General features: G+C 50.8%; 24 protein-coding genes and 1 tRNA gene. 8 read left to right on the forward strand and 17 right to left on the reverse strand.

What is annotated here, in order from left to right; all coding sequences use genetic code 11:
- A complete protein-coding gene (locus tag H6624_06255) occupies nucleotides 1-234 on the reverse strand; it encodes a hypothetical protein (GenBank protein MCB9083926.1) in 234 nt (77 codons plus the stop codon).
- Nucleotides 235-412: 178 nt separating this feature from the next.
- Here H6624_06255 and H6624_06260 point away from each other — a divergent pair, with 178 nt between their 5' ends.
- Nucleotides 413-979, forward strand: coding sequence for a sigma-70 family RNA polymerase sigma factor (locus tag H6624_06260; GenBank protein MCB9083927.1), 567 nt, complete (start codon nucleotides 413-415; stop codon nucleotides 977-979).
- Nucleotides 969-1,622, forward strand: coding sequence for a DUF1109 family protein (locus H6624_06265; protein ID MCB9083928.1), 654 nt, complete (start codon nucleotides 969-971; stop codon nucleotides 1,620-1,622). The genes H6624_06260 and H6624_06265 overlap by 11 nt, the downstream gene beginning before the upstream one ends.
- A 4-nt stretch (nucleotides 1,623-1,626) precedes the next feature.
- Here H6624_06265 and H6624_06270 read toward each other — a convergent pair whose 3' ends face one another.
- The gene (locus H6624_06270; GenBank protein ID MCB9083929.1) at nucleotides 1,627-3,729 is read right to left on the reverse strand and encodes a trypsin-like serine protease; all 2,103 of its coding nucleotides are present in this window, start codon (nucleotides 3,727-3,729) and stop codon (nucleotides 1,627-1,629) included.
- Nucleotides 3,730-4,096: 367 nt separating this feature from the next.
- On the opposite strand from H6624_06270, the gene H6624_06275 reads away from it, so the two are divergent.
- Nucleotides 4,097-4,768 carry a hypothetical protein gene (locus H6624_06275; protein ID MCB9083930.1) on the forward strand — a complete coding sequence of 224 codons (672 nt, stop codon included), beginning with the start codon at nucleotides 4,097-4,099 and terminating at the stop codon, nucleotides 4,766-4,768.
- A 57-nt stretch (nucleotides 4,769-4,825) separates the two neighbouring features.
- On the opposite strand, the gene H6624_06280 is transcribed toward H6624_06275, so the two are convergent.
- From H6624_06280 to H6624_06290, 3 genes are all read right to left on the reverse strand, one after another.
- Nucleotides 4,826-5,242, reverse strand: coding sequence for a hypothetical protein (locus tag H6624_06280; GenBank protein ID MCB9083931.1), 417 nt, complete (start codon nucleotides 5,240-5,242; stop codon nucleotides 4,826-4,828).
- The gene (locus tag H6624_06285) at nucleotides 5,232-5,666 is read right to left on the reverse strand and encodes an SRPBCC family protein (protein ID MCB9083932.1); all 435 of its coding nucleotides are present in this window, start codon (nucleotides 5,664-5,666) and stop codon (nucleotides 5,232-5,234) included. The genes H6624_06280 and H6624_06285 overlap by 11 nt, the downstream gene beginning before the upstream one ends.
- Before the next feature lie 83 nt (nucleotides 5,667-5,749).
- Complete coding sequence (locus H6624_06290) at nucleotides 5,750-6,190, reverse strand: hypothetical protein (protein MCB9083933.1); 441 nt, start codon at nucleotides 6,188-6,190, stop codon at nucleotides 5,750-5,752.
- Nucleotides 6,191-6,491: 301 nt separating this feature from the next.
- On the opposite strand from H6624_06290, the gene H6624_06295 reads away from it, so the two are divergent.
- On the forward strand, nucleotides 6,492-8,348 hold the full coding sequence (locus tag H6624_06295; GenBank protein ID MCB9083934.1) for a hypothetical protein: 1,857 nt from the start codon (nucleotides 6,492-6,494) through the stop codon (nucleotides 8,346-8,348).
- A 109-nt stretch (nucleotides 8,349-8,457) separates the two neighbouring features.
- On the opposite strand, the gene H6624_06300 is transcribed toward H6624_06295, so the two are convergent.
- From H6624_06300 to H6624_06340, 9 genes are all read right to left on the reverse strand, one after another.
- Nucleotides 8,458-9,819 (reverse strand): OmpA family protein, encoded by a 1,362-nt coding sequence (locus tag H6624_06300; GenBank protein MCB9083935.1) that lies wholly within the window; start codon nucleotides 9,817-9,819, stop codon nucleotides 8,458-8,460.
- A gap of 154 nt (nucleotides 9,820-9,973) precedes the next feature.
- Nucleotides 9,974-10,975 (reverse strand): transglutaminase domain-containing protein, encoded by a 1,002-nt coding sequence (locus tag H6624_06305; GenBank protein ID MCB9083936.1) that lies wholly within the window; start codon nucleotides 10,973-10,975, stop codon nucleotides 9,974-9,976.
- The gene (locus tag H6624_06310; GenBank protein ID MCB9083937.1) at nucleotides 10,975-11,619 is read right to left on the reverse strand and encodes a hypothetical protein; all 645 of its coding nucleotides are present in this window, start codon (nucleotides 11,617-11,619) and stop codon (nucleotides 10,975-10,977) included. Before H6624_06310 ends, H6624_06305 begins: the two co-directional genes overlap by 1 nt.
- A 104-nt stretch (nucleotides 11,620-11,723) precedes the next feature.
- Complete coding sequence (locus tag H6624_06315) at nucleotides 11,724-13,178, reverse strand: cobalamin B12-binding domain-containing protein (GenBank protein MCB9083938.1); 1,455 nt, start codon at nucleotides 13,176-13,178, stop codon at nucleotides 11,724-11,726.
- 138 nt (nucleotides 13,179-13,316) lie between these two features.
- Nucleotides 13,317-13,604, reverse strand: coding sequence for a hypothetical protein (locus tag H6624_06320; GenBank protein MCB9083939.1), 288 nt, complete (start codon nucleotides 13,602-13,604; stop codon nucleotides 13,317-13,319).
- A gap of 13 nt (nucleotides 13,605-13,617) precedes the next feature.
- A complete protein-coding gene (glpX, locus tag H6624_06325) occupies nucleotides 13,618-14,580 on the reverse strand; it encodes a class II fructose-bisphosphatase (protein ID MCB9083940.1) in 963 nt (320 codons plus the stop codon).
- Nucleotides 14,550-14,981 (reverse strand): acyl-CoA thioesterase, encoded by a 432-nt coding sequence (locus H6624_06330; protein ID MCB9083941.1) that lies wholly within the window; start codon nucleotides 14,979-14,981, stop codon nucleotides 14,550-14,552. The genes glpX and H6624_06330 overlap by 31 nt, the downstream gene beginning before the upstream one ends.
- Complete coding sequence (locus tag H6624_06335; protein ID MCB9083942.1) at nucleotides 14,981-15,751, reverse strand: PilZ domain-containing protein; 771 nt, start codon at nucleotides 15,749-15,751, stop codon at nucleotides 14,981-14,983. The genes H6624_06330 and H6624_06335 overlap by 1 nt, the downstream gene beginning before the upstream one ends.
- 9 nt (nucleotides 15,752-15,760) lie before the next feature.
- A complete protein-coding gene (locus H6624_06340) occupies nucleotides 15,761-16,561 on the reverse strand; it encodes a hypothetical protein (GenBank protein MCB9083943.1) in 801 nt (266 codons plus the stop codon).
- Between the two features lie 60 nt (nucleotides 16,562-16,621).
- On the opposite strand from H6624_06340, the gene pgsA reads away from it, so the two are divergent.
- The 4 genes from pgsA to H6624_06360 all read left to right on the forward strand — a co-directional run bounded on the left by pgsA (nucleotide 16,622) and on the right by H6624_06360 (nucleotide 20,193).
- On the forward strand, nucleotides 16,622-17,185 hold the full coding sequence (pgsA, locus tag H6624_06345) for a CDP-diacylglycerol--glycerol-3-phosphate 3-phosphatidyltransferase (GenBank protein MCB9083944.1): 564 nt from the start codon (nucleotides 16,622-16,624) through the stop codon (nucleotides 17,183-17,185).
- A gap of 111 nt (nucleotides 17,186-17,296) precedes the next feature.
- Nucleotides 17,297-18,523, forward strand: coding sequence for a hypothetical protein (locus tag H6624_06350; protein MCB9083945.1), 1,227 nt, complete (start codon nucleotides 17,297-17,299; stop codon nucleotides 18,521-18,523).
- Complete coding sequence (locus H6624_06355; protein ID MCB9083946.1) at nucleotides 18,499-19,953, forward strand: PQQ-like beta-propeller repeat protein; 1,455 nt, start codon at nucleotides 18,499-18,501, stop codon at nucleotides 19,951-19,953. The genes H6624_06350 and H6624_06355 overlap by 25 nt, the downstream gene beginning before the upstream one ends.
- A 163-nt stretch (nucleotides 19,954-20,116) precedes the next feature.
- A tRNA-Gly gene (locus tag H6624_06360) sits at nucleotides 20,117-20,193 on the forward strand.
- A 36-nt stretch (nucleotides 20,194-20,229) separates the two neighbouring features.
- On the opposite strand, the gene H6624_06365 is transcribed toward H6624_06360, so the two are convergent.
- The 3 genes from H6624_06365 to H6624_06375 all read right to left on the reverse strand — a co-directional run bounded on the left by H6624_06365 (nucleotide 20,230) and on the right by H6624_06375 (nucleotide 22,355).
- The gene (locus H6624_06365; protein ID MCB9083947.1) at nucleotides 20,230-20,622 is read right to left on the reverse strand and encodes a hypothetical protein; all 393 of its coding nucleotides are present in this window, start codon (nucleotides 20,620-20,622) and stop codon (nucleotides 20,230-20,232) included.
- 254 nt (nucleotides 20,623-20,876) lie between these two features.
- Complete coding sequence (locus tag H6624_06370; GenBank protein ID MCB9083948.1) at nucleotides 20,877-21,293, reverse strand: hypothetical protein; 417 nt, start codon at nucleotides 21,291-21,293, stop codon at nucleotides 20,877-20,879.
- 183 nt (nucleotides 21,294-21,476) lie between these two features.
- The gene (locus H6624_06375) at nucleotides 21,477-22,355 is read right to left on the reverse strand and encodes a glycerophosphodiester phosphodiesterase (protein MCB9083949.1); all 879 of its coding nucleotides are present in this window, start codon (nucleotides 22,353-22,355) and stop codon (nucleotides 21,477-21,479) included.
- Nucleotides 22,356-22,520: the final 165 nt, after the last annotated feature.

Consider the following 22,520-nt stretch of genomic DNA (forward strand, 5'->3'; position numbering starts at 1 on the left):
TTAATAGGGTTGGCTGAAGGTCTGCCAAAAGGACTGAAGCATCGACACAAAAAGAAACAGAGTCAGACAGGACCACGCGAGGATCTTGTAGGCTCTTTCCACCCGCCGGGCCCGGCGGGAAAACACCTGATGACCTCCAGGTAAAGCTATGGCCATGGAAATGGACTTCATCAAAAATCGTGCGGAAACGCAGAAGAGAACCACTGAAAAGAGACAAAGCAATCCATTAACCATGTCTCATAAATCGACATCCCAGCCCATCGCCTTGAGTCCAGTTCTCCTCAGGGCCACTCTACACACCGCAGGCTAAGTGATTGCCGCATTGACCCAGACGCCTGGCCCACGTAAAACTTGTTGAAGAGCAAACATCACTTCTGACTGTAACTTCTTAGTACGCGAGGCGTAGTTCCTGATGGACAAGTCCCATCCAGCCCAAACCAAGGACGAGGACAGCTGGGGTCAGTTGATGGCTCAGGCTCAGGCTGGAAGCAGTCAGCACTTCGTGCAGCTGCTTCAGGAAGTTTCAGAATTCATTCGTCCTTTCTTGGTGAAGCGGATGGGAGGTATGGACCAGGCAGAGGATGTTCTTCAGGAAGTCCTCCTCACCCTTCACCGGGCCCGCCATACCTATGATCCGGATCGCCCCTTCAAACCCTGGCTGTACGCCGTTGCTAACAGCCGGGTCATGGAGTTTTGGCGAAAACACAAGCGACGGGAGGAATACGAAAGCCCTCTCATCGACGAACAAGCGGAGATGCTGGTGGCTGAAGAAGAAATCTCCCGTTTTGAGGTGGACACACTCAAGAAGGCCCTAGGGGGTCTTTCTGATTCTCAACAGGAGATTATTCGACTTTTGAAAATTGAAGGCCATAGTGTTAAAGAGGTGGCGGAGATGCTCTCCATGTCCGAGGCAGCGGTAAAAGTTGCAGCCCATCGAGGCTACAAAAAGATATTTGAGGCATTCCATCATGGCAGATAAAATCTCCACCAATGACCTTATCAACCAGCTGAGCTTGGATCTCACGGAGGTGACTCCACCCAAACCTATTTGGTGGACGGTGGGACAGTGGCTGATCCTTTGCCTGTTTGTCGCCATCGTCGCCAACACTCTGATGGGCTACGACCCACAAGTGTGGCAGGCACTGATGAGCCCCCTGTTCCTGCTCAAACAACTCGTCCTTCTTGCCGCCTCCGCCATATCGGTTTATGGAGCCATCAGTATTTCTCTTCCTGGCCAGGAGAAGTCTTGGCCCCGTGCCTGGGCGGTAGGCCTTTCGGTTTTTTGGCTTGTGTTTCTCTTGTTTTTTCTCGGACGCGACATTGCCGAGAGAGGGACTGACAGCCTTTTCTTTCACTGGGGAATGTTCTGCGTGAAATGGATCCTCATCACGGCCCTTCCTCTTGGGGTTTTCTTAATCTTGCGGGTACGAGCCGGCTACCCCCTGCATCGTGGTTGGGCTGGATTTCTCACTTTGACGGCGGCAGGAACCTTTTCCGGCTTTGCTCTTCAATTTCATTGTTTTGGCGACCCCTTCCACTCCCTCCTGTGGCACCTGGTTCCCGTCTATCTCATTGGTGGGAGCGGAATACTGGTTGGGCAATTTCTCCTGCGTTCCAAGTAAACAACTAACGCCGTAAATTGCGACAAGTCCGATCAAGTGCGGAATTGGCACTCTTCAATGGACAGTTTTGATCGCTAGGGGCGGGATCTCCATTCGACAAAGGATTACCATTGACCCACAGACCAGTGAGATTTTTCAGCCCTGCCAAAGGTGAATAGTTCTCAATGAGGTTAAAGGTCAGAACCATTCGTTGAAGCCCAATAAAGCCATGGGAAGCCTGGCGAAAGACCTCTAGCGTCTCAACCCCATTACCACTAGCTTCCAAACGCTTGAGATCTTTCATCCCTGCACACAGGCCAAGGTCCTTGATTCCCGTTTTGTTCATCGACAACAGGGTCAGACCGGTCAGATTGCGCAAAAGTTCCTGCCCGGATTCTATCCTATTGTCGCTCACCCGCAGTTCGCGCAAGTACGCACCCTTGAACCCCTGGAGAAACTCAAGACCGTCCAAACGGTTCGCAGATACATCTAATTGAACCAATCTCTCCAAGTTCTTAAGAAGAGGCATCTGGCGAATGCCATTGGTCGCTAGATTCAAAATCATGAGATTCTTCAACTCTTCGATTCCACTCACATGTTCCAGTTGATTGCCCGAAGCATGAAGGGTCTGCAGGCTTCTTAGCTGGAGAGCTGGTCCAAGTTCCGACAGAGAATTGCCTCTGACGTCCAGCTCTGTCAGCTTGCTGAAGCCGCCCAAAAAACTGAGGTTCTTAAGCCCAGAATTACTGATTGTTAAGGACTCAAGACTCCCAGAAAGCCCTCTTAGCGCCTCGTGCCGGCGCAAGATTGACGAGTTGATCTTAAGCTTCTTGATTTCAGGAGCAAGGGCCAAATCATCTAGGCCCAACTCGTCCAAGTCTTTGCGCCCGCTCAACTCAAGTGAATGCAGGCGCGGCAAGGTCGTCAATGGCAACAGGGAATCCAATGTGGCGTTCTCATCGAATTCAAGATGTGTTACTTCGCTCAAAAGTTCTTCCACTCGCCCACAGTTAAGAAATAAGTCCCGCTCTGATTCATCGGACCCCTTGCGCTTACTTGCCTCCAACACCAGAGTGCGCGCGGTCAGCCAGCCCTTTTCATCCAAAGCCGTATTGGCGCACCAATCAACAAACGACTTCTTCTGCCCGTAACCAATGTGCCGTTTCTTCTGTGACCTCGTATTCCAAGAGCTGCGAGGAAGTTGGGTGCCAAAGGTGGCCTCGATCCAATCCACATAGTGGCCGGCAAACCCATAAAGGATTTGTCCACTGTCACACTTGGCCTTCAGGGGAAACATAGGGTCCTGGGTTTGCTGCAGAGCCTTTGGCGTTAATGCCAGGTCAAACCCGTTGGTCACCCCGCCAATCAGCCACTGGGTTTCTCCTCCAGGAACCTGACCGTAAGGAAAATAGGCGGGCCCACCAGAATCGCCGTGACAGGCCCCCTGCCCGGGTTTGGCCTGAAGGAGCAAAAGATTCTGAAAAAAGGTAGAAAACAAATACTCTCGGTATTCAACGTCAATCGTGTAGAGCTGCCCGGCAATCACCTCAAAGTCGGAAGCGACTCGATTACCGAAACCGGCCAGAGTCAGCTGCTGATGAGGCTTCATCTGGTCCGAATCGCGCAGAATTTCAAGGGGTCGATAATGAGGCAGGGTCGGGTCTTGTCCATCTCGATTGGGGATTCCCCCCTTGAACTGAACAACCGCAATGTCCATATTCGGGAAATAGTTGGCCCAATCTGGAGTCCCATAGACTTCCACGCGAATAATTTCTCGCAGCCTTGTTGGGATGAGCATATCCGTATCGGGACCAAAGTAGACTCTGAGTTCCTGGATGGACTTACCCGCCATACAGTGTTTGGCCGTCAGAATGAGGTCTTCACCAATAATAGAGCCTGTACAAAAAGTACGATGGTGATTACCGGTAACGGCGACAAAGGCCACGGTATTGAATTGGCCGGGATGGTTTTTTCCCTCGGACCCTTGGGGAACAGGCACTCCACCGACGATAGCCTGAGCCATTTCAGACAAGAACAAGGCGACGATCATCAAAGCCACCATGATCAGCTCTGACAACAGCAATCGTCTTGCTTCATTTTCCGAATAGACTCCGCGCTTGCCCTTCACCAAAATTCCCCTTTGTCGCCAGTCCCTTGCACCCAACTGAGCTAAAATAACTGAATGCTCTAAGATCTTTTGAGAAGGCCCATCTAAATCAATTTTTTATGGCTGGAGCAAAGCCAGAATGTCGCTTTTTGTCCCCACCAAATCTGTAGGCCCGTCAATTCCACTACTTAGAAGCTTCCTCCCGGAGAATCGGCAAGGAATATTTACCTGGCTCAACGAGACCGATAATTCGCAGCATAAGGTCCGCTTATGGAGCAACACTTTTTTGAGCTGGTTCCATGAAAGCTTTACTCCCCCGAGTACTTGGTTCTGTCCTTTGCGGAAAGGCCCCGATACAACCGCCTTAATCAACCATGGGAGAAGTTAAATGCGTCGATTAATGCGAATCGTGACTCTGATCGGGCTTGTAATAATGGGCCCCGGCCTGGCATCTGGAGCAGAACAGACTCCGCCGCTAAAGCCATCGGAGAAGATGGGCCAGATTCTGAAGTCTATGGCTGAACTTCGGCAGCGCCATGTGGATATGTTTGGTGTGCGCCCCTCCCACACCTGGCCCCTTTCCCAGAGGTTGATGACCAAAAGGCAGAATTGCTCAGGCCCTTCTGGGGAACAACTTCAGGAGGCCATCAAATCAGGCCTGGTGGATAGAAAGATCGAAAACAAGGACTTTCAGGATGGCTGTTCCCGGGACGACAACCCGGTGGCCGACGAACGCTCCTTTAATTGCTTTCAAATCGGCAAATGGCAAGCAGGGGCTTTACCCATCGCCAAGCAGATTCTCGACAGCCTCCCCTCCTTGTCATTTAAGGTAGTTCTTGTCTACAAGGACACCCCTAAGGAGTTGGGCGATATCCTCATTGATTACTTTAACTTTGATCTCCCAGCCTACTGTTCTGAATTGGCAGGCCAGTATGCTTCCGGAGAGGCGCGAAGCTTTAATGAATTCCTAGAAGATCGTCGGGCATTTGGCAGGGTTCTGGGTGCGGCTGTTGATCATCTTGAGTCCGCCAAGAAACAGGCTGAAGACCAAGGCATTTGATTATTTGATTGTCACTGGAAGGGTGGTGGGGACCACTTGGGGCGCCGTCGGAGGAGGCTATTCTTCGACGGCTTTTTCTTTTTTGATGACTTCGACTTCCGCACTGATGCGGAACTTGTGTTCCTCCACAAATCGCGAGGCCTCGTCGACGAAATCAATTTTACTGATAATCCGTACAACCTCGTTGCCAACCCTGTCCAAAAGCTCTTCCTTGCTCTTTGAGGCGCTTTGGAGAAGTAGGTTCATCACATCTTTCGGGAGTCTCACTTCCGCCAAATAACTGCGAATACTCTCCTCCGTCATAAAGGCAGCGCCAATTCCGGCAGAGATCACCTTTTTAATGGCATCAGATACGCCTTTGCTGCGAGGGTCCCCTTCGCCCTCAGGGGAAGAGAAATCTGCGACAAACTCCTCATCCCCACTGGAAGATTGATCCGCCTCGGCCGTTTTTCCATTTTTAGTCTTATTTGCCATACAACTCTTTAACCCTCTTATGGTAGGAGGCCATCATATTGGGCAGATTGACATTGACTAAGGCCTTGGCGATTGGGCCCGGAACAAACATTTTGAACTTGGCATCAACACCGTAGGTGGCTCGAACCCGCCCCTCGGACTCTTCGGCAAGGCGCCAATAGCCGTTGGAAATTTTAAACAGGTCACCTGACTCGAATTCCCACTCAATGCCCTTTCCTGGCTTTTCTGTAATCCACAATCGATAGGCGAAGTTCTTGATGAGAAATATCTGAAACTCAACAAGCTTTCTCCCACCCTCTTCCTTCACCACCAGGCACTTGGTGACTTCGGAAAGAAACTTGGGGTAATTGGGATAGTCCGACACGATTGAGTAGAGCTCTGTCGGCGAACAATTGAAGACTTCTGTTGTTTCTGCTCCTGCCATGACCTCACCTTTGTTTGCCTAAAATCTTAGCTACATTTGCTCATCTTGACAAGCTATGGAATTCCCAAAGGGGGCTCACGCCCTCACTTCAAACAACCTGGAAGTTCAGTTAGAATTTCTTTCACCAACAGACTGAGTTCCTCAGAATTGCGGCGCACGGCCTGAACACTGGCCGCCACATTGTCCCCCGTGTTGCGAATGGGATCAAAGGAACCCTTTTCGATGAATACATTATGCCCTTCCAGTGGCGACAGTTCACCGTGCCACACTCTCATCACCTGGGCCAACTCAGCCAAATATCCAGCAATATTGTCCTCATTCTGCCGAGCCAAATCATTGTAGGATTCAATGCGGACTTTGAGTGTTTCACAACCAGAAGGCGTGGGGTTGGCAGTCGCATTGATGATCGAAATGGAGTCCATGCCTTTAGACTTTTCAGGGGTGGCAGCGCGGGATTTCAGAGCCAGACCCAAAAAACCCAACAGCAACGCCAGCCCGACCGCACCTCTCAACACATTTATCACCGCAAACCTCCTCTTAGGTACACCCATTCACGATATGAAGGCCTGTATCAAGGGTCAACAAAGGCTGCCCTAGGTCCAGGTGACCTAGGGCGGCTCCATGTCTCATAAATAAACACCCCCCTCTTTTTGTCTGTCCCAAGGCATATTTGTAACTAATTGTTTTTACTTACCTATTTTGTGTGGCATCAAAGAATATCGTGGGCCCCGGCTTGCATTGACTAGCTCCTGAGCACCGGCAGGTGAATTTTTACCTATGCCTTGCCGGTAGACATTAAGCGATGGACCAATAAGGAGTCGGCCTATGGGACCGGTTAGGAAGAAAAGAACAATTCAATTCCTGAGTCTGCTACTTGGAGTGGTGGTGCTGGGGCTTCCCGCCTGCCAAAAAGCCAAAATGACCAAAAAGGACCGTACGCGCACCCCGCGGGTGCAGCAGGACCAGGATACCGCGCCTCCAGGACCTGCTCCTCAGCGCACCACCGTTCCCCAGCCCACAGTCGTACAACCAACCACGGTGCAGCCCACACACATCGGTCAGCCGGTGGTCGTACCAACCGTCAGTACGACGACCAGACAAGGAGAGGGAGAGGGCTTGCCCGTTGGAGGAGAAAACCAGCCCGTCGTCATCCACCAGCCAGCGACAATTCACCAGCACCCAACCAGCGTCTCAGGTGCGAATTCCCGAGTGGTGATCTACAAAGGGGATTCCGTTATCGACACCTGTAAAAAACCTGATTGCAAAGAACCGGTAATTGAAGAGGTTATTGCCCCGCCGGTTCAAGAGGTGAAACCAGTCCCAGTGGTAGAAGAAGATCCTTGCAAGAAAAAGGTGGTCGATCCTTGCGCACAAGCTGAACAGCCTGTTGTCGATAATTGCCCTAAGGTGAAGTGCCCTGACGTCGTCGTTCCCACTCCGGAACCGGAGCCGGCAAAGCCTGTCTATCAGTCTAAGAGTCTAGAGTTTTTCCAGCCCGAAGGCCCCGTCACCCAAAGGGTTGATATTCTCTTTGTTATGGACACCTCGCCCTCGATTTACCACGAGCGTAAATGGATCGTGGAGCAGCTGCCCAAGTTGATCAACCAGCTGCCAGGTGGCGATAATGGCACCTCCTATAAGATTGGTGTTCTCCCAGGTCACAGCTCCGACAGTAAATTCTCGGCCCGTCTCTTTTCCAGCGACCCAAATGATCCCCTGGTGCTGGGCAACAAAGGCAAGGGGCGCATGACCTTGGATGAAATCACCAAAGCCCTGGTCCATAAAATGGAAAAGATTCCGAAAGAAAAGGGCAATGATGCTGGAGAGCTGGGATTGCTTTCGCTTAACAACTTCCTCACTAGTGATCAAGCAAAGCGCCTGCAGTCTGAGGATCAATTCCTCCGTCAGGACGCGGCTCTAATGGTGATCTTTGTCGCCGATGAAAATGACATTTGCTACAAGTACAAAAAGGGCGAGCAGCCCGCCTACGACGAACGCTACCACAGTGCCAAGTACAAGGCGGTGGAATTCAACGGCATCAAGGGCTTTGACCCGGTTGAAGTGGAAGCCCACAAGAAATATTGTGGACCACTGGGCGATGTCCCCGAGCGCACGGTCTACGAAACCCTTCGTCAGGTGAAGGGGGATTTGCCTCTTCGTGCTTCAGGCATCGTCTACACCAATCCCGCCACTGTTCCTCATGACAAAGGCACCGATCAGTACTTTGACGAAAACGAAGTCGGTCGTGGCTATCTGGAGTTGATGGCCCTCACTGGTTCCACGGCCATGGATATGGCACTAGGCAGCTTTGATGTGGCCATGGAGTTTTTGGGTAAATTTACCACCCACTCCTTAAAGTATGTGGACAAGTTTCAGATTCCCCAGGATCAGGTGGTGTCGATTGTTGAAAAAGAAGGAACTGAAGAGCGCCGTGCCCTCGTCGACGTGCAAATCCACAGAGCTGATGGCAGCCAGCTGCCAAGCGAGATCTTTCGCATTATTTTTGATGAGAAAACTAACGAAGTGATGGTGCTTCCTCAAGATACTCCAGTAAATGGACAAAACTATGAGCCTCAACCCCTGGATAAGATCACTATCACCTGGCAGGTCGAAGTGGACCCGGCAACTGCCGTGTCGGCACCTCAAGCGGCACCGGCCGATGAATACCCGGAAGGAATCTAACCAGAAGGTTCTCCTAAAGGCTTTCTAGTTGGCGGTTATTGGCTGCAAAAAAAGAAAGGGCTTCCCAGTTTGGAAGCCCTTTTTGCATTTTCCTCAACCAAGATGATGACTACTTTCGATAAATTCGGAACTCCACACGCCGGTTCCGGGCTCGTCCCTGGTAATTGGCATTACTGGCAATAGGATTGGTCTCACCTAAACCTTCGGATTTGACCTTGTTAGGATCAAGTCCCACATCAATCAGCACCTGACGAACACTCGCCGCCCGACGACGACTCAAATCCAAGTTGTATTCAGCAGAGCCCACGGAATCCGTGTGACCTTCAATCACCAGCCGTTCAAATCCCGGCGGGCGATTGAGGTAATCCACCATCCGGCGGAGAATCTCTTTGAAGTCCTCTTTTACGTCAGCAGAATCAAAGGCAAATAAAACATCCTTGGCGACAAACCGCTCTTGTGAGGTGGGAATTCCCGCAAAGGGGTCGCCACCTTCACCGGCAAGAGGGTCCATGGGGCCGGTATCATCGACCTTGACCAACACATCTTCCTTTTTGGCAAACATAGGACCTATGTTCCAATTCAGTCCGGTGTAAACCCGCCAGTCAGGCGCACCGGTGCCGTGGATGATCTCCGTTCCGCCGCCCACATGAAGGGCCAAGTCGTGACGAAGGTCCGTCTTGATACCGACCAACAGCTCGGCCGACGAGTGATCGCGGTCAGTGGCAAACTGGTCAGACTCGGCCGGGAAGCTAGTATAAATCTCACCAATCAGTTTAGTGTCCCATTGGGGCATCAGGTAGCTCGCTCCCACGGAGGCAATGTATTGATCACCGAAGGGATTGACCGGAACACCGGCAATGGGATCGCCCGGATTGCGTAGACGATAGCCCACATTGGCAGCAATTGTTGTGTCACCAAATGAATGATCCCAAATGGCTTCAAAATTAAATGTGGGCCCGGGATTAGTGCCGGCGAAGGGATTGTCTTCAATCTGATTGAGGTTCATGGTTGCCACCAAGGCCACCCCCCCATCAATTGGGTTACCGAGAATTCGGACTTTGGTATTCAAGCGAAACTCAGTGACTCCTGTGTTCTCGAACTCCCCACGAAACACATCACTATCGACTGACTGGGCATGAACTTGGGGCATACTAAAGCCCGCATCCCAATTGCGCGTAAGGCCAATCCCCACGTTGAGATCCGATGAAAACAAGGTGTCGACAAAATCCGTGCGGCTTTGATTGGAGACATTCTCGTAGTTGGGCAAACTATTGACTGCATAGTTGAGAAAAACCCCCAGATTGATAATTCCGGGTTCAAGAGTTTTGGAGGAATGAACTGTAACGTAATCCAAACCATCGGTAATGGGATTGAAATTTTGTGTGTCCACACCCACCACGTTGCCGAAAGCGGGGGAAGACCAGAACCAAACGCCCAAAGTTAAAAGCAGGGACATGGACCGTTTCATCATGTCGACTCACCTAAGCTGTTAAATGTTCTGAAAATCGCCAAGATTATTTTACCTTGGCCAACACAGTGACGACAACCATTTGTAACGGCAATGCGTTAGATAGCCTTGAGGAAGGGACCGCCCCAAGTGAACGAGGCCATCCCACTATTCCCGACTAAAGTCTTTGAAACACAAACTTCTTGGTCACTTCCTCAAAGGGCTTTCCATCCACTTCTGCATAGGGATAGATGAAGTAATTGATGCCACCCCCGGATTGAGGCGGACTTAAGGTCAAGTTACGTCCCGCAGAGAAGGCAATGCGATCACTAGGCAATTGGCCAAAATACTGATCTCGAGCGTTGGCCTTTTTAGCCTCGCTCGCATCAATTGGAATCCACCCTTTTTCCGCATCATAAACGCGAGCCCAACAATGATAGCCGGGAATTTCACCTTTGTTTAGATGGTTCGGCAATGGGACGCCAATTTCAAATCGTGCCGGAATATTCAAACCTCTTGCCATAGCAATGTACAGCGAATGGAAATCCGTGCAATTGCCCCTCTTGGCAGTGCAAGCCCAAATAGGATCTCCCTGCCCCCATCCCTTTCCATCTTTATTGTAGGCCATGATATCGAAGACATGATCGTAGAGAGCCCTCACCTTTTGCGAGGAACTCTTGGCCTTACCCGTCGCCACTTTGCCCATTTTTTCAATCGTTTCATTGGTCTTAAGCCATTGGTTAAAGGACAAATAGAGGCCAGGATCCAGATCGGAGCGCCCCTTCAACTCACTTATTCCAATGGGACCCGTAGGGCGACGTTCCACTTGATACCGCACTGAAATCTCCAATCCTGTCTTGGCTGGGATCTCAGAGCTAGGGAGGTCAAAGTAAAGCATCTTGTTGCCATACGGGTCACTGGCACTTAGCGACCACCCGGTCTTGAGGTTGGGCTTGGTGATCACCTTGTAACTCAAAACCTTTTGGTCCCCATCTTCCATGGGAAAGGGCAGCCACAACCGTAGCGATCGGCCCTTTGGCTTTTGCACATAGACTTTATAATCAAAGGCGATCTTTTGCGGCTGTAAAAAAGGGTCAAGTTTGCCGGGGGAGGCTTGAGCTCCCCCATCCATGGCAAAAAGACCTGAACTCATCAAAAACAAAATCAGGAGAGCCCGCATTATTTTACATCCACCATTTCTTCACCCTGAAAAGTGTAACGGGGGACCTTCACCCATTTTTTGGATTTCTTCACCGGGTCCTTGTGAACCTTGGTGGACACAATTTCCATGCCATCCTCAGTCGGAACCATCCAAAAATCCATATCGTGGAGCTTACCCGACTGTCCCACCACTTCGAAGTCCGTGCAGGCAAAGTATTGACCTTTTTTCTCCATGTGACGAACAGGATCGTGAATCTTCACAAATTTTAGCTTCATAGGTGCATTGTTACGATCAGCATCTATGTAGTTAAAAATCCCTTTGTCATCGCTCTTTTCCTTGATGTAGGCCGTCAGTGCCGACTTGATGTCCTCAACTGAAACCTGACGGTCTTGTTTCATCTTCAAACTGCCCTCTTTGTCCTTCTTGGACTCTTTGCCCTTTTCTTCCTTTTCATGATCGCAGGACTCTCCGTCCTCGCCCTCTGTGCACTCGTGATCCTCATCCATCCCTTCGCCACCGTGCTCCATCTTTTTTCCGCCATGCTCAACTTTCTTGCCGCCGTGCTCGACCTTTTTTCCTCCGTGTTCCACTTTCTTCCCGCCGTGTTCGCCGGCAGAAGCACCAAGGGACAACATAACAAAAATCATCAAAACGTATTTCATAAACATCTCCTCATGGGGTGTGAATCTCACGATTGTATGTCCTCTTTCTGACTTCGCAAGGTATTTTGGTTCCAGGTCCTTAACTGATATGTGCTGCGACACAATTAGGGATGGAACTCTGGAATATGGCGACGGGCCACTTGATCTGGACGGGGCCCGCGGGGAAACCAAATGATCTCTTCCCACTGATCGAGAAGTTCCCTTAAACGCCGCAGTCTATCGTGGCGGACTTCCGCGTTATTGGCTCCCCCTTGGGATTCCCATTCGCCACGGATTCCTGGCATCACACCACCCGTGGAATTAGTGGTGATTAAGAACCGATGAGGATCATCCCAAAGGGGTGTATTGACGGCAATACCACAGGTTTCTCCGGTATTAACTATTGATATCCACTCGCGGCATTCAGTAAGGAAATTGAGGGTATCTTGAAAGTCCTCTTCGGTTTCGGTTGGAAATCCCACTACAATATTTAGATGGACTTCGATTCCGGCCATGTAGGTATCCCGGATCACCCTTTTTGCCCCCTCGACCGTCGTGTGCTTTTCCATGGCATCCATCACAGCTTGAGATCCGGTTTCCAAACCATAAGAGAGATACTGACAACCGGACCGATGCATCGCAGACAGTAACTCAGGAGTCATTCGTCTATCCAGTCGGGCGTATCCTCCCCAAGTAACATTGAGACCCTTTTCTATCACCTGTCGAGCCAAATCACCCAATACGCGAAAATTGCCATTCACCAAGGAGTCGGCCACCAGGTAATGAGTCGGCCAGTCCGACTGACGGGATTCAGTCATCTCCTGAATCACATGGGACGCTTCCCGATAGCGGAACTTATTCCAAAAGCGGGTCTCAGAACAAAAGGTGCATTTGGCGACACAGCCGCGACTCATCATGATGGGTAAGGCCAGATGGCGGTAATCATTGAAATCAAAGTCACCGAAATAGGGAAGAGGCAGGTCATTGAGGTGGATGTTTGAACGCGGGAGCTCCTGTTTGAGCTCACCCTTTTCATCCAGGTGAAGAGTGCCTAAACACCCGGACATATCCATCCCCTGCCTAATACGGTCCACCACTTCAAGTCCAGTGAGCTCCCCTTCACCGACTACAACCACATCAACGGCTCCACGCTCAAAATCCCGACCTTTGCGTAGATTCCAAAGACCAGCTCCTGGTCCACCATAAATGATTGGCAAATCCGAGCGGCGGCCTTTGAATTCCAGGGCAAACACACGACCGCAATTGATCGACGTGTCGTATAAGGAAAAGCCTACCAAATCGGGACACCAGTCCATGACCTCGTCCACTAGGGGGGGAATCTTTAACTGAAGAGCTGGCAGGGTTTTTTGATTGAACTCATCCTCAAAGGCCCAATCCCGAAAATTGGAATAGGACCACATATCCTCGGGCAAATGATTAAACATCTTCCACAGACGAATGTTGAAATCGAAAACCCTAACCTCGTGGCCTGCCTGGCGAAAGGCCCCGGCCATACTGGCAATGCCAAGGGGCGCAGTCAGTGTGGACCAGGCTGGTGCTATGATTAGGGCAATTCTCATGGACTTAGGCTGACATTAGGTCGGCCCGTGAGTCAAACGAGAGGTGCGACCATACATTCGAGACCGTCTGAGTCATAGGAAGAAAAACACGCGATTCGGCCGATGACTCGGACGGTCTCGAATGTATGTCCGTACATATCACTTCTTTTTGAACAAGGCCTCTGCCGCATTTTTCAAATCGTCGCGGCTGGGTCCGGCACCGCCTTCCCCTGATCCCGGCTGAAAGAAATCACAAAAATTAGAGCGGTCCTTGTCGCGAACCACGTCCGCCGATGTTTCTTTGCACTCATTGTAAGCCTTTGGATCATAAAAGCGGCAGTTCATACAGCAATGGGAGTCCTCCCCACAAAACTCACACTCATCGCGAATCCCCACACTATCTGTGAATTCACTTTCCTTGCCACACTTGAAACACTTCAGTTGAATCTTGGCCACAGCATTACCACAGAGGCTTAATGCTGAAATCATGCTGAGCTTCAATGATACGAGTTGTACCTGTCGCCGACCTCATGACAATTGAATGAGTCGATGCACGTTTTTGCGACATAAAGCGAACCCCTTGGAGCAGTGGTCCGTCCGTCACCCCTGTGGCACAAAACATGACATCACCTTGGGCCAGTTCATCGCGTCCATAGGCTTTGTTGAGGTCTTTCACTCCCATTTTGAGAGCCCGCTCTTTTTCACTTTCGTTACGAAAGCTCAAACGACCTTGGAAGTCGCCACCCATGCACTTCAAAGCGGCTGCGGTGATCACTCCCTCCGGTGCTCCGCCAATTCCCAGCAGCAAATCCATGCCCGAGTCAGGCCAGCAAGGGGCAATACCTGCTGATACATCTCCATCACCGATCAAGCGAATACGAGCCCCTGTTTTGCGCACCTCTGTAATCAAGGCTTCGTGACGGGGCCGATCTAAGATCACCACGGTCATATCTTCAACTGCCTTGTTCAACGCCTCGGCAACCCGATTGACATTTTCGGTGGCCGACAGGTTGATATCAATCACTCCCTTGGCTTCAGGACCACAGGCGATTTTATCCATATAGGTGTCCGGGGCGTGAAGGAAATTTCCTCTCTCCGCAATGGCAATGACTGAGATCGCACCCACACCGCCCTTTGCACAAATCGTCGTTCCCTCAAGAGGGTCAAGAGCAATATCAACTTGAGGGGCTTCTGGCCCCTTACGGCCCACTTTCTCTCCGATGTAGAGCATGGGGGCCTCATCCCGTTCACCCTCTCCAATCACCACAGTTCCATCAATGTTAACTGAGTCAAAGGCCCGGCGCATGGAATCCACCGCCGCCTGGTCGGCTGCTTTTTCGTTTCCCCGACCCATGTGGCGGGCGCAGGCGAGTGCCGCAAATTCAGTGATCCTTACAAACTCGAGGGCCAGGTTTCTATCCATGGTTCCGACTCCATTTTTGCAATAATGTCCTTATTGAGGCGCACCGGTTTGATCTGAGTGTCTACAGGGACCAGCAGAGTCTCTCCTGTGGCCAACATTTGACTGCCGTCAGAGGAATAAATGGCATAGCGAAAGCGGATTTTCAATCTTTCCCGACGGCCAACAACAGCAATCCGCATCTCATCATCAAATCGAGGGCCGCGGCGATGCTCCACTTTGGACTCAAGAACTGCAAAACACAAAGGAGCATAGGGATAATGCTCCTCGATCAAACCCCGATCACGAAGCCAGGCAACGCGGGCTTCCTCAAAAAAGTGCAGATAATTGGCGTGATGGACCACTCCCATGGCATCGGTGTCGACAAAATTCACCCGGCGGTCGTAGATAAATACCCCATCCACTAGGCCCCTCCCTCGCCCCGTTCGTCCAACTCCATCATCAGAGACCGGAGGGGTGCCTTCATTTCGGGCACCTGACTGAGCAGACTCAGGGTTCGCTGCACGATAACATCATTCTGTCCAATGGCTTCCCAGTTATCGAGCCATTCCTCTGCATCACCATAGTCCCTCTGCACCTCCCAGTCCGGGGACCGCTGTCCACAACTGAGTGAGCCGTATTCGTAGACTAGAGTTTGATCATCGAGCTCCACCACGGCCCGATCGACACGGTTTGTCTTTTCTCCCCTCTCGCTGCGCTCCATCCATAGGTAGAGATTGGTATCCTTCGGCCCATGGAACCAGTAATCAAACGTCATGGACTCACTAAAAAACTGGGGGTGTATGGGGGTGAGGTTGGCACCAACCAATTTATCCACAAGAAACTTGGCAAAGGACGAATGCACCTCGGGAGGCATAATCGCCCAACGAATGCCCGCAATATGCTCCCGAACCCAAATGATTTCAGCTTCGACTTCGATGGGCAGATTTTGCCCCAGAGCAATTTTCAATCGATAGAACTCACCCCGCTTAACCCTCAGTTTTTTCGGCAGACGCAGAGCCGCTCCCGAATAGCTCATGTCATAAACTTCGGCACAGCTGTCATCAGGCCAAATCACCTCGGCGCCCAGAATTTGTCGCAAGCGGCCCTGTTGAAAATCAAAATACAAGCGCTGGTACTGACGTCGCTCTTTAGCTGATAGCTTGGACTCGTCGAATTCTGTCTTTTTTGCCATGGGCCCATCCTACTTTTCAGTGGCCGGCTTGGTTTTTTTGTCCTCATCCGCTGCGGCCTGGGGACCTTTCGACCAAAGTTCTTCCACATGGGCCCGGAGAGTTTCTGCCATTTTTTGCATCACCACTTCCAGACCAAATTCAATGAAGAACTGGGGAATAGGAAGTTTGTCGTAATCATAAAAGGCTGTCATGGACATTTCCGAACCGCGACGCTCGATGTCTTCAAGCTGCACCACACCTCTCATGCCTTTCATGGTTCCGGCCACGATGTGAAAGAGAATCTGCCTCTGCTTCCCCTGCCTTTGCAGCACTATGGCCATCAGCATCCGTGCATGATAGTTAAAAGCTGCGACGTGAAGGTACAGGTGACTCTTCTGCTCGTCGAATGTGGACTCGCGCACATATTCACTGAGATCCTTCAGGCGATGAAACTCCCGCACCCGAGCATAGGAAAACTCACCCGGCGCCTTCACGTGGCCCGCCCCAGTCATCCGCAACCGACTCAAAGGCCGATCTTTAGATTTTTCCTCGGCCACCACCGAGACCAGGACGGCCCTTTCATCCTTGATCCTTCTGACAGCCTTTTCCTTGACCTGCCACCAGGGTTGTTTTTCCACCCACACACTGGGGAATCCAGTGGGAGAAATGTCTTCCCAACCCTCCCCTGGCGCCGGCATAATCGGCTCGCCGCGTTGTTCAGCCGCTGGAGGTTTTCCTTTTTTTCCCGGCGCCTTGGCCTCTCCATGGGAAAGGAGTGCACACACAGGGATCAGTCCCAGCAAAATAATCCAACTCTTTTGACTCCTCACTTGTCCCCCATCAGGGGAAACTCTATAAGGTTTTGGCAAGCTTCGTAAAGGGACGAAAGAATGAATTCGCAGCCAAGTTGGAAAAAAAATCTTCCCATGTGGGCCACCTACGCCCGCATTGCCCTGACACCCTTTATCGTCGTCACCTTTTACTTCCCCCAAACCTGGATGGGCTGGCTGGCCGCTGTTATTTTCATCCTGGCCTCATTGACCGACTGGCTTGATGGCTATTGGGCGCGCAAGTTTCAGGCCGAAAGCGCCATGGGCAAGTTTATGGACCCCATTGCGGACAAGATTTTGGTACTCGGAGCCCTCATCATGCTTCTCGACGTAAACCGCGTTGATCCTTTGATGGTTTTGATTCTCCTGTCGCGTGATATTTTTATCGGCGGCCTCAGGTCCGTGGCGGCTGCCAACAATGTGATCATTGCCGCCAAACCTTTCGGCAAATTCAAAACCGCCTTGCAGATGGTGGGAATTCCCCTTCTCCTGATCAACACCTCTCCCTTTGGTCTGCCTGCTGCTGAAGTCGGGTATTGGCTCTTGTGGGGAAGCGTGGGCCTCAGCCTAGTCTCTGCCGGTGAATACACCCTTGGTTATTACAAGGGACGCGCCGCGACTTAACGCCCTGACCTGTCGAATCAAAGCCGTGGACAACTGGGGCAATCCCACATAGGATTTTCCTTCGCATCATATTGACTAAAGTCGAGTGCGGACATTAAGCGGACGAGGCGCATGGATTGGCTTAAATCGGGTCTTTGGGAAATCAAACAATCTTCTGCCTTGAGGTGGTTTGGGTTTTTGCTGGCTCTCTCCCACCTCATGACTTTCTTCCTTTGGGTCAGTGGTGGCCACCCGCCGCTCGCCTATTATGCGGATGCAGCCCCTCTGTGCTGGAGTTTTTTTGAGGACTGCGCCAGCCTCAGGGTCCTCAGCCATGGCCAAATGACATTGGTCTATTACACCTACCCTGTACTCGCTATCATTTCCGGCCTCATGTTTCTTTCTTTGCGACTTTATGGCTTTAGCTGGTTTTTCCTCTTATTGGCCTTTTTGTTTAAGTCCTTGCTCTATTTTAATGATGCGCGACTCAGCAGTAATGCCCACTATCTTCTATTTTTTGCCCACATTGCCTATTTGTTTGTTCCGCAAAAAAAATCTGTTCTGAAATACCTGCTGGTCTCCTTCTTTGTAGCTTCAGGCATTCTTAAGCTCAACGGTGATTGGATGTCAGGCCTGTGGCTGCAACAGCACACGGGACTCCACCCCAAAGTGAGTGAATGGATTGCAGCTCTCTCTGCCATTGCTGAGTTGATTCTTCCTTGGCTGTTGGTCTCGCGGAAGTCGCAAAATATTGTCATTGGTTTTTTTGCCCTTATGGCCTACTCCCTCAGTTACTGGTTTGTGTCGGACTCCATGGGCCCAGCCGTGCAGATTCTATTCCTTTTATACTACCCCTTCTACTACCTAGAGCAGCGCCGGATTGAAATGGAATACCTTTATCAATCTTACATTCGACCTGAAGCTAGTCGGGCCTGGATTTTCGTTGCACTCCTGACTTTTTGGAGCTTACAGGCCCTGCCATTTGCCCGCCATGTGAATCCGGCAATGGAAAGTGTGAGTGAAAATCTGGCCCTCGAAGGTTATCCGGCCGTCAAGGAATGCAAACAAACCACCTTTGCCCTATTTACCAAAGAAGTCCGCGAAATCAGAATGGACGAGCCGAAAGGCCGGCCTGAGCGCCTTCATTGCGATCCCTTCATGCGCTTTTTGGACGTCAAGATTCTCTGTCAAAAGTTAGCCAACGAACCTGGATTTCAGAATATTGCCAGCTCTTTTTTGTTGCGAGAGCTGGATGATAAAGACTACCGACGTATTTTTGAAACCGATGACATTTGCAGTGAAAAGGTCAATTTTCGTAACTTGGAGCTTTTAGGATGGAACCGGACAAAGGGCGGCTGAGTCTCTTAAACAAGGCCCTATCTATCGTCTACATTGTCATCTGCCTGTTCTTTGTTTTTAAGAACAACCCCTACCTCTATTCGACGGAGACTTTGAAAAGCATTTTTCACAAAGAGAAACAGGATATCCAAGCTCCGGTTCCCACCCCTCAAAAGGGTCTTCTCCAGACCTCTGATCTTAAAGCCACTTTTATGTGGCGAATGAACCCCAGTCGATCTGCCTCCCATGACCCCAATGAAACATTCAATCGCAAATATGAAAAGCTCTGGGCTCGTGATTTGTGGGTCGATGGTGACCCTTTGTTCCGCCATGCTCGATGGTCTTTTGACGATAGTGGATTCTTTCTCGTTGCCGACCAGCCCGTCCTGGTGGCAACCGACCCCTCGGGAAATCTTAAGTGGAAACTCCAATTGGACGAGAAGAACGCTTTGTTTAGCGCCCAGCCGGCCATCACTAAGACTCGCGTATATGCCACCACCACTAATGGACGCGTGTTCTGCTTAGACAAACAATCCGGCCACATCTATTGGACCATTCGTGCTGCCTCGGGCACTCGCGGCGCCCCCATTCTCATTGGCGATCAGTTGTTTTTCTTTGCAGTTGAAGAGGAAGATCTCAAAAAGCGCACGCACTTGTTCTCTGCTCATCCGGAAACCGGGGAAGTCACCCGGGTGAGCAAAGAGGATTTGGGACCCATTAACAACCTTCCACCAACCGTCAATGAGACCCTTAATGCCTTGTATGTGGCCAGCGAAGCCGGAAATCTTTTTGCTCTCAATTATGAGTCAGGAAAACTGCTGTTCAAGACTTCAACCTCGGACAAAATTCTCTCGGGAGTGATCCTTGCTGAGAAAAAGGCCATCTTTACCACGATGGACGGCAAACTCGTTGCGGTGGACGCCAAATCTGGAACCATGGCCTGGGAAACAGACCTAGAATCCCCGTCTGATAGCACGCCCACCTTTATTCCTGACTATAATTTGATTTCTGTCATGACCAATAATGGGTATCTACAAACAGTCGACATCAACAATGGTGAGCGTAAATGGAAGTTTCTGACCCACAACGGTTCTCCTCACCACAACACCATCACCTTGCGCCTAAAGGGCAAGTGGATCGAAGAACATGAAATGAAGTGGCGCTATAAGGGCTGGGTGATACTTGCTCCCTGCGCGGAGAAACGCGTCTGCATATACAACCCGGAAAGGGGTCAAATTGTTGGCCGCATTTACTTGGATGGACCGCTTACCTCTGAAACCATCGTCGATGGCAAAGAATTTATGGTTTCAGTTTTGACCAAAAACAAGGAGACGGGTGAGGAGACCACCCAGCTTCTTCGACTCGGTGAAAAGAACCAGGTCGATAAAACAACCGCTGCCCCCTCGGGAGGGAGCCCTTCAAAACCTGCTGGTGACCCAGAGGAGTCTTGAGGCCTTTTGCCCTCATTTTGGGCAGAATGCCTTAACCCTGCATCCAGACCCGATCCTACCCCTCTGGTTTGAGAAATACCTGAAATATCAGGGCCTTATTTTTGTTTTCGGGCGTTGACAAGGGTCCCGGTCTGCGAGTAAAAAGTATTCCTTTCGCACGACTGCGGGTGTAGCTCAGTTGGCTAGAGCGCGACCTTGCCAAGGTCGAGGTCGAGGGTTCGAGCCCCTTCACCCGCTCCAAATTTTAAGCCTGTCGTGTGGTCAGTACTTCCGGTTCTACTCCCCAGTGTCAAAATCGATGGTGTGATTGACCCACATGGAAGAGCTGGGCTCGATGAACCGGCGGACCACGTTGTGACCATCGATCAAATGGGTGCCGCGGTAGTAATCCACCGAGAAGAACTTGTCGGGATCGGTGGGGTGATCAACAAACAGGCGAATGATATCATAGTCAGAAGGACCACTGGCCAAATCCCAAAGGAGTTCCACTCCCTTCATTTTGACACCTTTCAATAGTCCGCCAACTTCGAATTCAGGTTCCAAGGTCTGAACCAATTCATAAAGGCGATTGTATTCCTTGAGGATGACATCAGATCGACTGTCCCGAGCGGCGAAAGCTGGAATTTGCAGAACCAAAAGTGCGGTCACGAAGAGTGCGCGAAACATCATTACCCCCTACTATTAATTAGCCAATTAGCTATCCAAGAAAACTCGGGGAATAAAGACCTGATACTCTGTTGTAACTTCTTCAAGTAAAGTTCCCGGTCATATCCTGCAACGCGCCTGGCTGAAATGTCCTACTGATCCATTCTGTAGCATCAGAAACCCTAGGCGGGAGCTTAGAGTGGGGCGTGTCCCTCCCTCGATGCCCAGTAGCAGGTATCTGGGCATCGAAGAGATGGGCGTCTCACAGAGGGCTTCGATTACATAGAAGCTGTGCAGACAGGGGACTGAATCACATCCACCGTCATGCGATCGATGGCAGGAACTGAAATGGCGCGGAAGTTGACGGCTGCTGCCTTTTCTCTTTTTACTTTAGCCACGCCAAGGCAACTGTCACCCAATCCACCGCCAGCGTCAAAAGTCACAGTGTAAGTTGCGCTTACCCAATGTCCTTCAGGACACATGGGATTATTCCAAATGTAGTTTCCGTCTTTGTCGGACACGTCGACCGAGGTCACTTTGTCAGCCGAAACTTGAAGAGCAGCAAGGGCTCCTGCTTGCAGATCGTACATAGCCAACACCTTGTCGACATCCAGAGGGGCCATGGAACAGGCGCTCGCGGGTTTTGCTGAAACAAGCACCAAGGCCATCGCCATCATACCAATAATTGCTTTCATTAAGATCTCCTTATGAGGGTGGTTAACTGGCTCATCCCTTTAGACATGATGGGCAAAGGATGAGCCTCACCCTCCCTTACTCACAAGGGGATGGGGCCTCAATAAATTCCAGGAGATTGAATGATTCACAGGGACAGTCTGGTTCTAGTCCTTCATCTTTTGAAAATAATGTTCCCGGTTAAACTATTGTCCCTGCAAACGTTCGGAGAGCTCGATTAATTCGTCGAGGAATTTTCTCACCTGAAGCGCGTGATTGGTGAAGATCCACTCCACGTCGCGATTGACCTCGCGAGCAAGGGCATTCGACGAATTGATAAATCCGGTGCCTACAAGCTGGGATTGCCCGCGGTGGATTTCAAGATAGGGCCGACCAAGTAAGGCATAGTGCCCAGTCACTCCACCAAAGTTCTGGTCCAATGCCGCCTTGCTTTGTAGCGAGGTGTTGGTTTCTGCCACGGGCAAAAATGCTGATGTGGGGATAAAACGAACGCCGTTAAACAAAGCCGCATCCAAGGCAAGCAGATGATAATCCCGCCCCGGTTGCAAGTGAAACAGCATTTGCATCAACATCTGTCCTTGCTCGGGCGTTAACGTCTCTTTGATCTCAATCATCAGATGCATCTTGCCACTGTAGGCAGCAAGCACTTCTTCAAACCGCGGGATCTTAGGAAGAGCTTGGCGAATCTCAGCCGCCGTATGGTCTTTGATCACCAAATCAGTGGCAAACAGTCGTCCTGTATTCGGATCATGGTGAATCACAGGCACATTGTCCTTGGTCCAACGGATGTCGAATTCAATTCCCCAAAGCCGATTCTGCAAGCAAAGATCAAAGGCCTCCATGGTGTTTTCCAAGATGCCCATTTTGTTATTGTGGGCACCGCGATGAGCCACCACTTTAGTTCTTTTGAGCTTTTCCAAGGGAGGAATCGGTCGCGGAACCGATGCGAAGATCAAATCCGTGACGGCTTGAGCCAGGAGCTGGACCTTTTCTATGAGGGCCTGGCGGCTCAGGAACTTCCAACAGCGACCCTGAGCCGAGGCCACAGGTCCCCATGAAGCCAAAACAAGGCCCCAAAAAAGGACAAATTTCGTCACTAATCTCAATGAACAACCCACAGATTCGTCTCCAACCCAGATAGCCAAACTCCATTCTTAGCCATTCACGGATCATACCGAACTCACAATCCGGCATCCCCACCCGTTTTCTCATCCGTCCAGCATGGCGTT

It is taken from the genome of Pseudobdellovibrionaceae bacterium (genome assembly GCA_020635075.1).
Lineage (GTDB): Bacteria > Bdellovibrionota > Bdellovibrionia > Bdellovibrionales > UBA1609 > JADZEO01.

Bases quoted from the DNA above. Each gene is read 5' to 3' on its own strand.
- H6624_06350 (MCB9083945.1), top strand. From the start codon at position 17,297: ATGGATTGGCTTAAATCGGGTCTTTGGGAAATCAAACAATCTTCTGCC.
- H6624_06310 (MCB9083937.1), bottom strand. From the start codon at position 11,619: ATGAAATACGTTTTGATGATTTTTGTTATGTTGTCCCTTGGTGCTTCT.
- glpX (MCB9083940.1), bottom strand. From the start codon at position 14,580: ATGGATAGAAACCTGGCCCTCGAGTTTGTAAGGATCACTGAATTTGCG.
- H6624_06370 (MCB9083948.1), bottom strand. From the start codon at position 21,293: ATGAAAGCAATTATTGGTATGATGGCGATGGCCTTGGTGCTTGTTTCA.
- H6624_06305 (MCB9083936.1), bottom strand. From the start codon at position 10,975: ATGCGGGCTCTCCTGATTTTGTTTTTGATGAGTTCAGGTCTTTTTGCC.
- H6624_06255 (MCB9083926.1), bottom strand. From the start codon at position 234: ATGGTTAATGGATTGCTTTGTCTCTTTTCAGTGGTTCTCTTCTGCGTT.
- H6624_06315 (MCB9083938.1), bottom strand. From the start codon at position 13,178: ATGAGAATTGCCCTAATCATAGCACCAGCCTGGTCCACACTGACTGCG.
- pgsA (MCB9083944.1), top strand. From the start codon at position 16,622: ATGAATTCGCAGCCAAGTTGGAAAAAAAATCTTCCCATGTGGGCCACC.
- H6624_06265 (MCB9083928.1), top strand. From the start codon at position 969: ATGGCAGATAAAATCTCCACCAATGACCTTATCAACCAGCTGAGCTTG.
- H6624_06295 (MCB9083934.1), top strand. From the start codon at position 6,492: ATGGGACCGGTTAGGAAGAAAAGAACAATTCAATTCCTGAGTCTGCTA.
- H6624_06355 (MCB9083946.1), top strand. From the start codon at position 18,499: ATGGAACCGGACAAAGGGCGGCTGAGTCTCTTAAACAAGGCCCTATCT.
- H6624_06260 (MCB9083927.1), top strand. From the start codon at position 413: ATGGACAAGTCCCATCCAGCCCAAACCAAGGACGAGGACAGCTGGGGT.
- H6624_06365 (MCB9083947.1), bottom strand. From the start codon at position 20,622: ATGATGTTTCGCGCACTCTTCGTGACCGCACTTTTGGTTCTGCAAATT.
- H6624_06280 (MCB9083931.1), bottom strand. From the start codon at position 5,242: ATGGCAAATAAGACTAAAAATGGAAAAACGGCCGAGGCGGATCAATCT.
- H6624_06285 (MCB9083932.1), bottom strand. From the start codon at position 5,666: ATGGCAGGAGCAGAAACAACAGAAGTCTTCAATTGTTCGCCGACAGAG.
- H6624_06300 (MCB9083935.1), bottom strand. From the start codon at position 9,819: ATGATGAAACGGTCCATGTCCCTGCTTTTAACTTTGGGCGTTTGGTTC.
- H6624_06335 (MCB9083942.1), bottom strand. From the start codon at position 15,751: ATGGCAAAAAAGACAGAATTCGACGAGTCCAAGCTATCAGCTAAAGAG.
- H6624_06275 (MCB9083930.1), top strand. From the start codon at position 4,097: ATGCGTCGATTAATGCGAATCGTGACTCTGATCGGGCTTGTAATAATG.